Source organism: Microcoleus sp. S36a_B3, assembly GCF_036700745.1.
Taxonomy (GTDB): domain Bacteria; phylum Cyanobacteriota; class Cyanobacteriia; order Cyanobacteriales; family Microcoleaceae; genus Microcoleus.
The window spans coordinates 179,257-195,564 of the sequence record NZ_JAUBPN010000010.1; the positions used below are offsets into that span (position 1 = coordinate 179,257).

Sequence of the window (16,308 nt, forward strand, 5' to 3'; positions counted from 1 at the left end):
TGAGTAGCAATGGAGACGATCGCCCTTTCTGATTCAAAACCAGCCGATCGCCCCCAACCACCTCAAAATAGACTTAATATCACCCGCCAATAGCAGTTTGCTCGCTGGAAGGTTCCCCGCTAGCAGGAGGCTCTACCGTATCGCCAAAGGCAATCCGCAGAAAAGGCGGAGCCAAAAAAGTCGTCAGAATTACCATGATAATAATCGAAACCTCCAGCGGCTTATCCAAAGCCCCGCTAGCCGAACCGATACCGGCAAAAACTAACCCAACTTCGCCCCGAGGAATCATCCCAACTCCGATCGCCAATCGATTGATTCCAGGCTGACCGAACACCGCCCAACCAGTCACCAACTTGCCAAAAATCGCCACCACAATCAAAAACACGGCAATCAAAAGTCCCGCCCGATTATCCGGCACTGTTGGGTTCAAAACACCCAAATCTGCCCGCGCTCCCACCGTCACAAAAAAGATGGGTACAAACAAATCAGCGACGGGTTTAATCAACTCATCCAACTCATTGCGGGCATCGCTTTCATCTAACACTAAACCAGCCGCAAAAGCACCCAAAATCGCTTCGAGATGAATTGCGTTGCCGATAAACGCCATGAAAAAAGCAAATATAAATGCCGGAATGACGATATTACCGCGAGTTTTGAGTTTATCAACTACTGCGGCAAAGCTTTTATTAAAGATGCCGCCCAACAGAATTGAACCTAGCAAAAATGCAGTTGCACCAATGATTAAATAGATGACATTAACAACATCAATTTCACCTGTTTTCGCTAAACTGGCAACTACCGCCAAGACAATAATTCCCAGCACGTCGTCAATTACTGCCGCCCCGACAATGATTTGACCTTCTTTGGATTTCAGCCGTCCTAATTCAGACAAAACTTTTGAGGTAATTCCGATGCTGGTGGCTGTCAAAGCAGCCCCTGCAAAAATTGCCGGAATCGCCGCCGTGTGAAAAATTATCATCAAGCCCGCAGTACCCGCAACAAAGGGAACTGCTACGCCGACAACAGCGACAAAGGTGGCTTGAATTCCCACTTCTTTGAGTTGTCTGATATCCGACTCCAAACCAATTTCAAACAGTAGAATAATCACCCCCAATTCAGCCAGCACAGAAACGATCTCGCTCTGCGATTCAAACACGCTGGTGACGGCGGCAGGGGACAGAGAATTTATCGACTGCAAAACAGTCATAATTCCTGAGTTGGAAGCTGACAGTCCGCCTTCGGGAAAAACGATCAGGTGTAAAGCGGATACGCCAACAATCACCCCTGCTACAAGTTCACCCAAAACTGGTGGAAGATTAAACTTCATAGCCGCTTCCGCGCCTAATTTGCTGGCAAGATAAATCACTACCAAACTGAGCAGAACTCCGCTCAGAACGATCGGCGAATTTTCGGGATCGACTGTTGCTAGCAAAGGTATGGGAGCAATTAAGGATGCCATCCCAGAACTTAAAGCTGTAATTGTTGGGTTAAAAAACATGGTACAATGATGATAAGAAAGACATTCTAATCAGATAATTCTGGATGCAGACAAACTCAAGGAGTCCTGTTTTTTAAAGGCTGGTTGTGCTGATTCAGATGTTCAAGCAAAACTGGAAGAACCCAAATCTGGGGGTACATCTTGCCACCGCCCTTGTCCGACGGCTTGAATTGCTTCTTTTAGCAATATATCACCGGTATAAATTGCTCTACCGACGATCGCGCTTTTGACACCAATTGGTTCCAATGCCAACAATGTCAACAAATCTGCGATCGAACTAACGCCGCCCGATGCAATCACTGGAATCGAAATAGCGTTAGCAATTTCGCGCAAAGATTCCAAGTTCGGCCCTTCCATAGTACCATCGCGGTGAATATCAGTGTAAATAATTTCTGCTGCCCCCCATTCGGCCATTTTTTGCGCCAATTCTGTTGCTAAAACTTCTGAAGTTTCCAACCAGCCTCTAGTAGCAACTTTACCGTTTCTGGCATCGATTCCCACCAGAATTTGACCGGGAAATTCGGCGCACAATTCGCCTACTAATTCCGGTTGTTCGACGGCGACAGTCCCGAGAATGGCGCGCTTGACTCCTAAATTGAGGATAGCAGCAACAGAAGCGCGATCGCGCATTCCGCCGCCTACTTGACAGGGAACGTCTACGGCGCGGACGATCGCCTCAATGGCTGCTTGATTGACGGGATGACCCGCTTTTGCCCCATCGAGGTCTACCAAATGCAGCATTGTCGCGCCTTGATTTACCCACTGTCTGGCGACTTCGACGGGATTGTCGTTAAAAGTTTGAGACTTGGCGTAGTCTCCCTGATACAATCTGACGCATTTTCCGTCCAATAGGTCGATCGCTGGAATTACATTCATGATTTGGGAATTGGTAATTGGGAATTGGGAATTGGGAATTGGGAATTGGGAATTGGGCATCGGGAATTGGTAATCGGTTATTCGTTATTGCCAGCCCCAAGCGAGTAACAAATAACAAATGACTACTGACTACTGACTATACATTCGCAACCGCTGTTTAAATGAAACATGATCGATGACGATAGAGTTGACCATACAGGAGTATTTACCTCAGCTTTTCGCAAAGCTTCTGCCGTCCAGTCGTTGCAAGTTCTCAAAATAGAGTAACTGTCTTTGGCTTCATAAAAACTGTCGTTTTTGTTGTAGCCGTAGCTAATTTTTATTTTATTACCTCCGCCGTCTAATTGGAATGTATTTTGAATAAAAATTACCATCCTCAAATAATTTTCTCCGCTCATTTTAACACATTTGGTTTCTCGATCTGGGGGAAAAACCCGATAACCTTGGACTTGTACGGTAGATGGATTAGGGAAAATAAGCGCCTTGAAACCTGTAACTGGGTTGATACTTCCTGAGCTGGGATTTTCTAGCATAAAAGCTCTATCTCCCCAGCCAAAAGATAGATATTTATAATCGGAAGTCGCATCGCGTCCTATTTCTGTTAGCGGTAAATATTGATTCCAGTCAAAATATTCATTTTTAACTGGAACAATAATTTCGGTGTGGATGCCTCCGTTATAAATTTGCACGGAAACCGTACAATCTGTTTGCGAGTAATTTCCCCACTTTGTGGGAGTTAGATAGCCAATTGTTAGGACAGCGGTAAAAGATAAGATGACAATTCCTAAGCGCTTTATGATTTTTCTCATTTTAACCGTTAGTTTCAAATTCTACCTTCGGATGGCGGGCGCTGCATCTTTGTGGGAAATAATTCTTGCAATGCCAAATTGCGCTGTTCGGGGGTTTCGTTAGCCCAATTCGACAAACTTTCGTAGAAAAAGAAGGAAACGCCTGCAAAATTTCTTTTTCGCACTTCTTGGACTTGATCTTGAATGAGTTTCAGCGGAATTGAATTATTTTTCAATCCTGTTAAAATGCCGATCGCAGTTGGAATGTGCGTTTTAGCTAATTTGAGTTCTTCCCGTTCCAATTCGGCGTTAAAACGCTTGATATCGCTGCGATAAACCTGCACTATAAGTTCTTCGATATAGCCGCGTCTTTCCCAGGTGAACCAGTCCTGCAAGTGGGCTGGCAAAGCAAAGTGCAGGGGGTTGGGAGATAAGCTGACAATACATTTTTGTTTGCGGGATTTGATGGCGCGGGAAATTCGTCCCATAAAGTCGTTGATTTTGTCGGCGCGCCAGCGCACCCAGAAGGTTTCGCGGGGGTCATTGGAAGGAGGGCTTTTGATTTGTTCCTGATACATTGACACTGTTAGCGGTTCGTAGCCAAATTCTACTGGTAAACCGAAGTGGTCGTCAAATTGAATTCCATCTATATCGTAATTATCGACAATTTCTAGGATTAAATCTAAGATAAATTGCTGTACTTCGGCATGAAAGGGATTCAGCCAAACTCGATCGTGTTCGCCTTCTTTCCAAATAGTTGAACCGTCGCGCCGCTTCGCCAACCAGTCGGGGTGAAGTGTGGCTAATTCTGATTCGGCGGGTGCCATGAAACCAAATTCAAACCAAGGAATTACTGCTATATTTTTTGGGTGCGATTGTGCTATAATTTCTTTGAGTATGTCTCGGTCTTTCAATCCGGGTGATGGGTCGATCGACTTTCCGAATACTTTTTTGGCTGCAGCACTGGGATAAAGCGTGTAGCCTCCTTGCCAAACCGTAGGATAGATGGTGTTAAAGTTGAGTTTATCCAGTCGATTTACAGCGTCAATGATGCTGTTGCGCGAGAAAATAACGTCGCTGTCAATATTAGTCAGCCACACGCCTCGCAATTCGGTTGTTGGGGTTTTGGGCGGGGTTTGAGCCAATAGACGGGGGGAGAAAAGGGCGGAGGAGGTAAGGGCGATCGCAAAAACAACTATTAAAGCCAGTATCCGCCGCCATTTGTGCAGTTTAATCATCAATTTTTCGCAAACACCACAGTTTAACATCATACTGTAGGGTGCGCATGGCGCACCTTTATTCTTCAACCCGCGGAGGCGGGTTTTGTCTGTATAGCCGCGGTTTCAACCGCCGAGTATTTCTGCGCTCCCTTAAGAATAACCAGGCAATTTCATCACTTGGCGGTAGTGCGATTCAATCTTGCTCACGGTTTGCGATTGACGCTTGCTAGTCCACTCGCTGCGATCGAATAATTCCCGCCTCAAAGCATCAACATCGATGGTTTTTACCTTACCTTCGCCAATAATATGCTTGCCGTTTACCCAAACACTGTGTACCGCATTAGTCGGGCGCCCTAATATTAGCAAGCCGATCGGATCGGTGCGCGGCAACAATGATAAACTGGTTAAATCGTACAGCACAAAATCTGCTTTTTTCCCGACAGTCAGCGAACCCATTTCATCGGCAAGATTCAAGCCTTTTGCTCCTCCCAGCGATGCCATTTCTACAGACTCTCGCGACGTAATCCAGTGGCGGTAATCCAAATCCGTAATATTGTGCAAAATCGAACCCATTTTAATTGCTTCCAGCAAATCCTGAGAGTCGTTGCTAGCGGCGCCGTCGCAGCCGAAAGATACGTTTACTCCCGCTTGGCGGCATTTCAAAATCGGTGCAATCCCGCTTCCCAACCGCAGGTTGCTGAGGGGATTGTGTACAACAGTCGATTCAGTTTCTGCTAGAATTGCGATGTCCGAATCTTCCAGCCAGACGCAGTGGGCTAAGGAAGTACGAGGAGTTAAAAAACCGATTTTTTGCAGGTGTTCGACGGCGCTGCAACCGTATTTTTCGTGAGCTAGTTGTTTTTGGGCTGAGGTTTCTAGGAGGTGGGCGTGGCGGCAAAGATTGTAGCGATCGCTCAATTCGATGCAGCCTTCAAACAAAGCATCGGAACACAGTTGAATTCCCGTCGGTGCCATCAATATATTAACACCTTTTTCGGGATTGTGAAACTGTTTGATAACGGCTTCCATGAGTTCTAAAGTTGCCTTTGTCGAGCGAATGTAAGCCGCGTGTTCGATGCCGCCCTCGCCCGCAGGCATTCCCGCTGTCAGAGATTCATCTTGAATTAACGGCCCGATAAAAGCGCGGATGCCGATTTCTTGATAAGCGCGAACCGCGGCGGCAATTGTCTCTAATTCTTGCCCCGGAATCAAAACTAAATGATCTACGACACTCGTACCGCCGGATAGCAAAGTTTCTACCGCTGTTCCCAAGGCGCTTAAATAAATTTGTTCGGGTTCGAGTGGGGTAAAATCGTACAAGTCGGTCAGCCACAATTCCAGAGGTAAAGGCGGAATAATCCCGCGCTGCCACATTTCAGAAGAGTGGGTGTGCGCGTTGACAAAACCGGGTAGCAGTAGCTTATTTTTGCCGTCGATTACTGTTGCAGTCCTCTTATTCTCTCCTTGATAATAGATGGTATTAAAGTACCGATTGTGCAACCCGATCGCACTTATGCAATTATCCACCACCTGCACGTCTCCGGTTGTATAACCACCCTCAACGGGAATTAAAACATTTTGAATTGTAAAGCTCACAGATTGACCCCTTCTGGTGAATTCACATCTATTACTATTGTAATGTTTAATGTCATTTAATCTTTTAGTCAGTGCCTGCTAACCTTAAGTAAGTCAATCGACTTAAACGTAAAATATGAATCCCGATTCTCTCCGCACCTTGGGCGTAGCCCCGAATGCTTGGAAAGTTGATGAAAAAATTGCCGACATCACCCGATCGCCGATCGCGCCTCAACCTGTTATCCTAGAAACAGAAACGAAAACCCTGCGTTTGGATTTAGCAAAAGCAGCAATGTTGGTGATAGATATGCAAAATGATTTTTGTCACCCCGACGGTTGGCTATCACACATCGGCGTCGATGTTACACCTGCGCGCACTCCAATTAATCCTTTACAAAATTTACTGCCAAAATTGCGATCGCACGCAATGCCAATTATTTGGATCAACTGGGGAAACCGCCCCGATTTACTCAATATTAGTGCAGCTTCCCGTCACGTTTACAATCCCACAGGCGACGGCGTAGGTTTGGGAGATCCCCTGCCAAAAAACGGCGCACCTGTACTGATGGCGGGGAGTTGGGCGGCGCAGGTTGTCTATGAATTGGAACAGAAACCGGAGGATATTTGTGTGGACAAATATCGGATGAGTGGCTTTTGGGATACTCCTTTAGATAGTATCTTGCGGAACCTCGGCAGAACTACACTTTTCTTCGGAGGAGTAAACGCCGATCAGTGCGTCATGGCTACACTGCAAGATGCTAATTTCCTCGGTTACGACTGTATTTTAGTCAAAGATTGTACCGCTACGACATCGCCAGATTATTGCTGGCAAGCTACTCTTTATAACGTTAAACAATGTTTTGGTTTTTTGTCGGATTCTCAGGCTATGTTAGAAGCAATTAAATAACAGTCAGTAGTCATTAGTCAGTAGTCATTAGTCATTGGGAATTGGGAATTGGGCATTGGGCATTGGGCATTGGGAATTCGGCATTGGGAATTCGGCATTGGGCATCTATAGCATTGTTATTTGTCTGACATTATTTGTGAGTGGCCACCAATAACTAATAACTAATAACCAATAACCAATAACCAACAACCAACAACCAATAACTACTGACTACTGACTACTGCCTTCAACCATAACTAACAATAAAAAAATGACAAATCAGTGCATGATTCCTGTGATAAAATCTCCGAAAGACTACCAAGCATTTCGCATCAGTCCGGGCGATACTAATAGATTAGCTATCGTCTTCGATCCGGTAATAGCTAATGTTTCCTTAACAGTTTGCATCGAAATCTTCGATGCGGGTGGCAAAACTCCTCCTAACCGCCATCAATTTGCAGTAGAAATGTTTTTTGTACTCAAAGGAACAGGGGAAGCCACCTGCGACGGCAAAACAGTTAGTATTAAACCGGGTGATAGTTTGTTAGTGCCTCCAACCGGTACTCATGTAATTAAAAATACGGGCAATGAACGTTTGTACACTTTGTGCATTATGGTGCCGAATGAGGATTTTGTGGAACTAATTCGCAGCGGTACACCAGTCGAACTTGATGAGGAAGATATGAGGGTTCTTGGGCGATCGGATGTACTGGTGACGTGCTAAGTTTCTAGTGAGGATTACCGTCAGCAAACAGAAAAAATGACTGGCGCGGCTCCGGGTGCAGCGCAGGGCGATCGGTGCTAAAATTAAGACGCTGACAGTAAGTTGCGGCGGGAGTTTTCCTTGTCGAATTGTACTGCGGCGCAACGAAGGCAAAAAAATCCGGTTTCTTTGAAAAATTGTCGCTAATTAATAGCGAAATATTTTGGTACAGAAACCGAGTTTTTGACCCCGCATTTGTAAGTTTTGTACCAGTCGCACTTAAAACCAATCTAATTATGAGCGTTATCTTTCACATCACCCGCAGCCAACAGTGGGAACAAGCCAAACAAGTGCAATTCTATCGCGGGGATACGCTAGATACTGAAGGATTTATCCACTGTTCAACTTTGCCGCAAGTTGTGAAATCTGCTAATAAATTTTTTGTGGGACAAACAGGATTGTTGCTGCTGTGGATTGATTCGGAGAAAGTAGAATCTGAAGTTAAGTATGAATTTGCCGCTGGTGAAGATTACCCGCACATTTACGGGCCGCTGAATGTTGATGCTGTCTTGCAAGTTTTTGAGTTGGAAGCGGGTGCAGATGGTAAGTTTCAATTGCCGGCCGAATTAACAGCCAGCCCTAAATAAACTTATTGAATAATTTTTTGATTGATAATTCAACCGCAGATGTCAAGCAGATGCAACGCAGATAAATGTAGACGCATTTACAGATGATCGCTGGGGCTGGTTGATAGATATTTGGGATGTGAATTACAGATGGTTGGTGAACTGGCTTCTAGCAAGACTGTTGTTGCGATATTTCCCAAATATTAATCAACTTCAATCAAGTCGGCGGCCAGTTTCAGCGCCTCTTCGCGAGTCGCAATTCTCCCTTCTACCCGCGCTAATTGAATCTCCATTAATAATTGACCGATGAGCGGACTTCTGGGAATATTCAAAGATTCCATTAACTCATTGCCGCTAACTAATTGGGTGGGATGAGCGATAATGTCATCGGCATCGAGGTAGCGATTAATTAGCAGGGAAATATCATCAACTGCGACTCCCGCGGCTAGGGCTAAAACTGCTAAAACTGGAAATACTATTCCTACATCCCGAAACAAAAAATATTGTTTTCGCAAGGACATTTCTGCAATCGGTTTTGCTTGCAGTTTGGGCAAGTATTTCAAAAGCCCGATCGCACTTTTAATCTCTGCATTGCTGTACTTCAACCGCAGCAACTCTGTTTCAGCGATTGTCGGGTCGGAATTTGCTAAAATAGCTAACTTCCCAACTGCCAACAACGGCGTTTTAATTGTATCTCGAATCGATCGCCCAAATTCTCTCCCCAAGTCTGGATAAATTGCCGCCAAATCAGCAGCACAGGAGTCGATTTTTGTCAAGATATCGAAACGGTCGATCGCACTTGCAAACCAAATCGAAAACAAACCATCTTCGCAACCGCGACAAATCCAAGGAATACCGTTATGATTGCTCAACAAATAACCTAATTCCGTCCGCACCCGTTCCACCGCCACCCGACTCAACAACGGCGCTAATTCTCGAATCGCAGATTGAGTTTCCGGTTCGATCGCAAAACCCAACTGCGCCGCTTGGCGGTAAGCTCTTAATAACCTCAGCGGATCGTCTTCCAAATTCGATCGCGAAATCATCCGCAGCAAACCCAACCGCAAATCAGTTTGACCGTCCAAAGGATCGATGATTTCTCCGGTAAAAGGATTGCAGGCGATCGCATTTATCCGAAAATCCCGGCGCAACAAATCTCCCTCCAGACTCCCCCCCAAAGCCTCCGCAAAATCCGCCGTACCGCCCGCAAACACCACCCGCGCAATCTGTCGTTCCGCATCCAACAAGACAAATCCGCCTTTCGTGCGATCGGCAATTTTTCGAGCAGTCTTCACCGCCCGTGTTAGCATAACGAAATCCAAATCAAAATAGTGCGATCGGCGTCCCAGCAGCGCATCCCGCACCGCACCGCCCACCAGATAAACAGGCGGTGTCAGCAGTTCCAAATCGAACGGCCAAGTCTCAGGAGATAGCGCAGTTGGCAAATTAATCGGCATCGCAACAAAAATCTACTTTCCTTACAAACCATTAAACTCTTGCTAAGCTAGATTAACAGAAAGCTCAGAATTCACCAATTTTTTTGAAATGCACAGAGGATATCAAGAATGTGTATTTGTATTAACTGCCACTATGTAGACCGCTGCTTCACCTACCACGCCGTAGAAGAACAGCACGAACAGATTCACCTCACCGAAACACCAGATTTTGACCCCGTAGAACCCACCATCAACGTCAACATCCGCCCCCGCCAAGACGAAATAGAAATGGAATGGGATGTAGTCGGCTGTGAAAGTTTTAAGCAAGAGACCGGCAAATGGGCCAAATTGCGGCCGGGCGAACTCGTACCGACTTAAGTTAGTTGGCAGTTGGCAGTTGGCAATTGGCAATTGGCAATTGGCAGTTGGCAGTTGTTAGTTGTTAGTTGTTAGTTGGTAGGGGCGGTGGATGGTGCGTGCGGGCCCTCTTAGTTGTTAGTTGTTAACAATTCACCAATAACAACTAACCAATAACCAATAACAACTAACCAATAACCAATAACAACTAACCAATAACCAATAACAACTAACCAATAACCACTAACCAATAACAGTCAACAATTAAAAATATAAAAGATAAAAGATAAAATCCAATGTCCTATTGCTTAAACCCAACTTGTCAGAATCCGCAAAATTCAGGGAATGCAGAATTGTGCCAAAGTTGCGGCTCGAAATTGTTGTTAACTAACGAAAAATCGCCATTAGCATCTCGCTACCGTACCATAAAGGCGATCGGACAAGGAGGCTTTGGCAGAACTTTCCTAGCAGTTGATGAAACAAAACCCCTGATTTTTTCGCAGTGCGTAATCAAGCAATTTTTGCCGCAAAACACCGCTGCCGAAAAAGCGGCCCAACTATTTCAGCAAGAAGCAGCCCAGCTAGAAATCTTGGGAAAACATCCCCAGATTCCCGAATTAATCGCCCATTTTCAACAAGACGGGAGACAGTATTTAGTACAAGAATTTATAGACGGCAAAAACCTCGCCCAAGAATTAGAACAAAAAGGAGCATTCACCGAAACTCAAATTCGGCAACTCCTCAACGATTTATTACCAGTGCTCCACTTCGTCCACAAATCCAAAGTCATTCACCGGGATATTAAACCAGAAAATATCATTCGCCGCCGCCTATCTCCAACTCCCTTACCAGCCTTAGAAAGTTCCTATCAACCATCTCCTTTCCAAAAAGATATCGTTTTAGTAGACTTTGGTGCAGCTAAGAAAGTAACAACAACTGGCTTGCCACAAACAGGTACAATTATCGGCAGCGCTGCTTATACAGCCCCAGAACAATTGATGGGAAAAGCAGTTTTTGCCAGCGACATCTATAGTTTGGGCGTTACTTGCATTCACTTGCTGACTCACATTCCTCCCTTCGATTTGTTCGACAGCGCCGAGGATTCTTGGGCTTGGCGAAATTATTTGAAGAGTGCTGTTAGCGACGATTTCGGCCGCATCCTCGACACCATGCTCCAAAGTGCCACCAACCGGCGCTACAATTCAGCATCTGCAGTCATCCGGCACTTGAACCCCAAGCCGGTGTATTTAGAGGGGCAGCCTGTGCTGGATGCGCCGGAAACATCCGCAGAACGGGTGGTTACACCTGCGCCCGGTGTGTCGCTTTTCACTCGCCAACAGCAAGCCGAAATTCAGCAAGCTTTGCAAGATGCGATCGCCCCGTACAATGTTACAATCCAAGTCAGTCAAGCCAAACAAAAACTAAATATCGTCATCAACCGAACCGAAGACAACCCCATTTACTACCCGCACCTATCCCAAATAATTGCCACCCGGTTAACCGATTTGCAGTTAAATCAAATCACAGCCATTAAGCTATTGGGAAGAGTCAACAATTCTCGCATCCCAGAGTGGAAGGAAGTATTGCAAATCGATCCCAAGATTAAACTAAGAAACAAAATCGTGCGACTGCACCAAAATCAATTAATCAACAAAATCGCCCCTGTTGCTACCCAAGAATTTTGGCTACCGAAGTTAAAAAATACGGATTTTTGGATCGATTCGCTAATGTTTGCTTTGGTTTGGTTTATCTTTGGCTCTCAAATCGTCATTTTTAATTCAATATTTGCACTAATAGTTGCATCTGGTTTTATGACGGTCAAACATCAAGTTTCTCAAAACAAAGAATTTGCCAATAAAAATTTATTTGCCAGTTTAGTCTTACTATTTCTGATAACTGGTGGTATGGGTAATTCAAGAATATTAAATACGGGAATATTTGGCGTTCTTTTGGGTTGTTTGGTTGTCGCTTTGCCCTTGTTTTTTGTAAAGGAAAATTATCATTAATCGTGAATAGCAATCCCCAAGACAGAATATCAGTTAAAAAATACGGCCTAGCCCTGCACACGGCAACTCCCGAATTAGGTTTAGCAATCAGCAATTTTTCCGGCGATTCTCGCTGCCAAACTTGGAATTTGGGCCGCAGTTTAGCAACGGATTTGCACCAGCATTTAATCGAGTTTATCCAGCCGCAAACGTGGGCGGATTTGGCTTTTATTGCAGTGGCGAAGGGGCCCGGAGGTTTCACCGGCACTCGCATGGGTATGGTGACGGCGCGGACTTTGGCTCAACAATTGGATATTCCGGTTTTTGCGATTTCAACTTTGGCGGCTGTGGCTTGGGCGGAACCCCCCCAACCCCCCCTTGCTAAGGGGGGGGTTTTGAGTGAGGAATTACCCCTTGCTAAGGGGGGGGTTTTGGATATCGCGCTGCAAATGCCTGCAGGGCGCGGGGAATTGTTTGGGGCGGTTTATGCAGCTAACAGTAATTCTGGTGTAACTGAGTTGTTTACAGATACGGTAATGACGGCGGAATCTTGGCAGAAAAAGTTGGAAAGTTGGGAAAATTCCTATCGATTGATTGAAGTTGGCAGCGAATTGGGTGCGTCGGTTTCTGGTGTGTTGGAATTGGCTTATTTGCAGTGGAAACAAGGAAGTCGCCCTGAGTTGTGGGATGCTTTGCCTTATTACGGGCAACATCCCGTGAAGGGGCAATAGACTTGAATTGCAAAATTAGAAAAACATCTTAAAAGTATCTGCGTTTATCTGCGTTTATCTGCCTGAAATCTATGGAGCAAAAAAAAGTAAAGATACATATCACATTTGTCCAAGTTGACGCTTGATATCAAATTCCGTAACATCGGAATGATTCAGATATATATTCTCTCCCTCTGTGTACTCTGTGCTCTCTGTGGTTAAATAATTCCGATGCAAGCGGAAACGATAGGAGGACGAAAAACCCTACAATTGTAATTTATGGTATCACAACCGGGCCGGCTAGTGGTTCTTGACTTAACTCTTTTTCCCCAATAGACTCTAACAATTTATTCCAGTCACTTCTCAATTTTTGATCGCTTGGAGAAGCTAACAGCAAATTGCCCAAACGAGTCAATGAATCGTACCAAATATCAGGTGCGGCTGCATTAATCAGACGCTCTGTTTCAGCAGTTGTGGCTACCCTTTTCAGTCCTCCTTGGGCTGTCAAATCGGCTAGATTGTTTGTATTATTTTTGCAGTATATTCTCAAATACCACCGATAAGATTGCTCTGTTTGTAAAGCATAGTTTGGAGATGTAGGTAAACTAATATTCACAATGCCAGGAGTTTTAGGTGGCTGGAAAGAAGTTTTGTAAATTAAGGTTTTTTCGTCTTGAGTGAGTAGGACAAATTCTCCTTTTTTTATATCTTCGGCAGCATAGGGAATGTAAAACCAAAAGGTAGGATGGGCAGAAGTTGTGAATACTGGATTTTGGCGGGGTACTAGCAGGGCCAGTATTTTATTTGTGCTTTTGCATGATTTTGATGGGTCGAGACCGCCACCAGGTCTAGTATTAGAATCGGGTGGTGTGCTAGTTGTCGATACTTTTGATCCGGCCCCTGGTTTAGTGTTTTTGTCGGGCTGCTTGACTGGTGTTTTTACCTTCGGTTTGCTGTTGGATTTGGCGTTTTGCCCGATCGCACTTGGATGATTTTCCAGCAAACTATTGTCTGCTAAAATAGCTAGATTAGCAGAATGTGACATCGCTGATGCAGCATCGATCGCCAAAATGAAACCTAACACTAACTGCAATGGCATTTTATACATAAAACCTCTGATATCTCCCAGTCCGCTTCTGCAGACTTTGCCTGTACGGGCGCGGTTTCAAACGTCACAGCTTTGTTTGCGATTGTGAAGAGCGATCGTACACAAACAACATACCACCGGTCGTAACTAAAGCCAAAACTGCAGGAACCAAAGGCATCCAGCCCCCCAAAATCAGAATTATCAAAGAAACTTGATACAACACAAAAATCATAGCACCGCTGGCGATCGTCAATAGCAAGGGCGATCGCCAACGCCAAGCCAACAACCCGCCAGTCACAGCAGCCAGCCACACAAAAACCGCATCTCCCCACTGAAACCGATCCCATTGAGGTAAAATCCACAATAGCGGCCTTTTATCAATTACAGCGCTGAGAATTTGACTCACCATATGAGCGTGAATCCAAACTGCCGGCATTTTACCGTAAGGAGTATCGAATTCAGTCTCAGAAACTTCCGAAGTATGACCGATTAAGACAATCTTACCCTTGACTAAATCCGGGTCTATTTTCCCTGACAATACTTCTTGCAGCGTCACCTTAAAAGCTGGTTTGGGGTTAGCGCGGTAGTTAAGCAATACTTGACTGACTTTTGGCTCTTTTAACGGTTGATAACCTCCTGTACGAGAGGCTAATCTTTTGAATGTAACACCGCCAATTACCCACTCTTCATTCTGGTTTTTTTCCAATTTTATGCCTTGATTTTCCAAAAATCGCGCAGCCAACAGAAAACTTAAGCTATTCGGAGCTTTGCAACTATCCTTGAAATTAGAAAGATTCGGGTGATAAGATAGAAGTTGGCGGCGAATACTTCTACCTTTATTGTCACGCGCTTCATCTGGCGGTAAATTGATAAAACCAATTTGATTTTCTAATTTACTTTGCAACAATTCTGGGGGTGGCTCCAGGATTTTGCCTGCATTGTAGGTGCATACAGCAATGAGATTAGGATTTTTTTGAAAAAGGGCAATCAAATCTTTTCTTCCCGGTTCCTTTGGCGAATTTCGGTGCATATTCAAACCAATTGCTGCAGGCTTCAATTGTAGTAATTTGTCGATCGCCCTGGCTATAGTAGCATCAGTTTGCGGATAGTCGTACTTGTCAACATCCTTGTTAGTCACTTGCACCACCAGCAACCGATTGTCGATTAATTCAGATTCCCGCTGCCTCATTAGTCGATCGAACATTGACAGTTCCAACACCTCCATCACCCCCAGAGAACGCGCTCCCATCACCGCCACGGTACAGGCCGTACTCGCCAAAATCACCGACTTCAAGGGCGAAAAACCCTTAACTGGCGGTCTTTTCTCATACCTAGGAACCGCAGTCAAATTCTCAGCAACAACAGGCCCATCGGACTCAATCAAAAAATCGCTCCAAACCAGAGGCACAGCCGTCGGATGCTGCCAAATTACCGGCAACCAACTAGCACAAGGAAACTTATGCTCTAAATCCCCCAAACGGTTGCAAGCTTCCCTCTTTGCTGCATACAAAGACTTGCCAGCTACAAACTCTGTAAGAAAATATTTTAAAAATTCTTGAGCTACAACATCCGGCACCAACTCCCGCATTAAAATCATTTGCGGAATCATTTGGAAATCATCTAATTTTGTAGCCAAACCCAACCCGTCACAGCAGTTAAAAATTGCCAGTTGCAAACCATTATCTACCGCTTTTCTCAAACCAACCCACAGCTCATCAATGGTTAAACAATCATCTTTATTGATATAAATTTTTCCAGTACCATCCTCAGTTTCGCCGTGTCCCGCAAAAAATATAATATCCCAAGATTGTTCCCAAAGCTCGTCAGTAATCTCTTTGCGTTTGGGTTCTACTAAAACTTTAACATCAGCATTAGGAGACAAGTTTTTCAGGATTTTCTCATCTTCTTTTACATTAATATCAGGGCTATCTCCCAAAATAGCTAAAATTTTTACCTTTGATTTGCGGAGAGGTTTCTGAAACTGTAGTTTAACAAAGTTTAATTGACCAAGCGACGGTTCAGCTTTCGGAAAATTGTCAAACAAATCCCACAAATGCCAAGGTAATTTGTGCAAGTTCGGATCTTCGGTGCGAATTAATACCCTAATATCTTCACGATCATTTAATTTCTCTCTGAGTCGCGTATCAATTTCTCTAAACTGTTCTGACTTCAGCCACATATTCATGGCTGCTGCTAGTTGCTGGCCGGATTCCTGGCATTTCTTCAAGGAACTTCTAGTGTCTGCTTCTTTAAGCTTAACTCGCCAAGAGAAAGATTTGGAGCGAGAATTTGTTTTATTACCCGCTCTTACTAGAGAATAAAAGGCTGGAAAAATTCTTTTTTTAGGGTTCCGGGAAGGCATTCCCAAAGAGCGATATTTTTGAGACCAATGTTGATTTACTAAAACTGCTAACTCGGGATTTGCAGGTAAAATGCTAGTAATATCAGCCAAGGATTCGCCGTCATCCTCTTTGATTTCCAAGGTAACTCGAAAACCTTGGCTTGGCAAATTGCCATCTAATTTGAGATAAACTAACTTGCTCATAACACTTACCCCCTAT

At 44.7% G+C, this 16,308-nt stretch carries 14 protein-coding genes; 6 read left to right on the forward strand and 8 right to left on the reverse strand.

The features are described from left to right. Positions 1-79: 79 nt before the first annotated feature. The 5 genes from QUA01_RS13720 to QUA01_RS13740 form a co-directional block, all read right to left on the reverse strand. Positions 80-1,498: a cation:proton antiporter gene (locus QUA01_RS13720; protein ID WP_333089871.1), complete on the reverse strand. Its 1,419-nt coding sequence runs from the start codon at positions 1,496-1,498 to the stop codon at positions 80-82. Positions 1,499-1,600: 102 nt separating this feature from the next. Further along, complete coding sequence (gene hisA / locus QUA01_RS13725; protein ID WP_333090081.1) at positions 1,601-2,374, reverse strand: 1-(5-phosphoribosyl)-5-[(5-phosphoribosylamino)methylideneamino]imidazole-4-carboxamide isomerase; 774 nt, start codon at positions 2,372-2,374, stop codon at positions 1,601-1,603. Between the two features lie 122 nt (positions 2,375-2,496). Continuing rightward, the gene (locus QUA01_RS13730) at positions 2,497-3,183 is read right to left on the reverse strand and encodes a DUF2459 domain-containing protein (protein ID WP_333089869.1); all 687 of its coding nucleotides are present in this window, start codon (positions 3,181-3,183) and stop codon (positions 2,497-2,499) included. A 14-nt stretch (positions 3,184-3,197) separates the two neighbouring features. After that, entirely contained in the window at positions 3,198-4,400 is a 1,203-nt protein-coding gene (locus tag QUA01_RS13735; protein ID WP_333089867.1) for a glycoside hydrolase family 10 protein, read from the reverse strand. A 132-nt stretch (positions 4,401-4,532) separates the two neighbouring features. Continuing rightward, positions 4,533-5,978, reverse strand: a complete 1,446-nt coding sequence (locus tag QUA01_RS13740; protein WP_333089866.1) for an amidohydrolase — start codon at positions 5,976-5,978, stop codon at positions 4,533-4,535. A gap of 115 nt (positions 5,979-6,093) precedes the next feature. On the opposite strand from QUA01_RS13740, the gene QUA01_RS13745 reads away from it, so the two are divergent. From QUA01_RS13745 to QUA01_RS13755, 3 genes are all read left to right on the forward strand, one after another. Then, entirely contained in the window at positions 6,094-6,864 is a 771-nt protein-coding gene (locus QUA01_RS13745; protein WP_333089865.1) for a cysteine hydrolase family protein, read from the forward strand. Between the two features lie 265 nt (positions 6,865-7,129). Then, on the forward strand, positions 7,130-7,567 hold the full coding sequence (locus QUA01_RS13750) for a cupin domain-containing protein (protein WP_333309780.1): 438 nt from the start codon (positions 7,130-7,132) through the stop codon (positions 7,565-7,567). Positions 7,568-7,842: 275 nt separating this feature from the next. Beyond that, positions 7,843-8,193 (forward strand): DUF952 domain-containing protein, encoded by a 351-nt coding sequence (locus QUA01_RS13755; protein WP_333089862.1) that lies wholly within the window; start codon positions 7,843-7,845, stop codon positions 8,191-8,193. A gap of 182 nt (positions 8,194-8,375) precedes the next feature. Here the strand turns inward: QUA01_RS13755 and QUA01_RS13760 are convergent, their stop codons facing one another. Then, positions 8,376-9,629: a CCA tRNA nucleotidyltransferase gene (locus tag QUA01_RS13760; RefSeq protein ID WP_333089861.1), complete on the reverse strand. Its 1,254-nt coding sequence runs from the start codon at positions 9,627-9,629 to the stop codon at positions 8,376-8,378. 108 nt (positions 9,630-9,737) lie between these two features. On the opposite strand from QUA01_RS13760, the gene QUA01_RS13765 reads away from it, so the two are divergent. The 3 genes from QUA01_RS13765 (at position 9,738) to tsaB (ending at position 12,681) form a co-directional block, all read left to right on the forward strand. After that, positions 9,738-9,986 carry a Ycf34 family protein gene (locus tag QUA01_RS13765; RefSeq protein ID WP_333089860.1) on the forward strand — a complete coding sequence of 83 codons (249 nt, stop codon included), beginning with the start codon at positions 9,738-9,740 and terminating at the stop codon, positions 9,984-9,986. Between the two features lie 275 nt (positions 9,987-10,261). After that, positions 10,262-11,971: a serine/threonine-protein kinase gene (locus QUA01_RS13770; protein WP_333089858.1), complete on the forward strand. Its 1,710-nt coding sequence runs from the start codon at positions 10,262-10,264 to the stop codon at positions 11,969-11,971. A gap of 2 nt (positions 11,972-11,973) precedes the next feature. Beyond that, complete coding sequence (gene tsaB, locus QUA01_RS13775) at positions 11,974-12,681, forward strand: tRNA (adenosine(37)-N6)-threonylcarbamoyltransferase complex dimerization subunit type 1 TsaB (protein WP_333089857.1); 708 nt, start codon at positions 11,974-11,976, stop codon at positions 12,679-12,681. 256 nt (positions 12,682-12,937) lie between these two features. Here the strand turns inward: tsaB and QUA01_RS13780 are convergent, their stop codons facing one another. After that, positions 12,938-13,768: a DUF928 domain-containing protein gene (locus tag QUA01_RS13780; RefSeq protein WP_333089856.1), complete on the reverse strand. Its 831-nt coding sequence runs from the start codon at positions 13,766-13,768 to the stop codon at positions 12,938-12,940. Positions 13,769-13,832: 64 nt separating this feature from the next. Further along, positions 13,833-16,292 (reverse strand): CHASE2 domain-containing protein, encoded by a 2,460-nt coding sequence (locus QUA01_RS13785; protein ID WP_333089854.1) that lies wholly within the window; start codon positions 16,290-16,292, stop codon positions 13,833-13,835. Between the last annotated feature and the right edge of the window lie 16 nt (positions 16,293-16,308).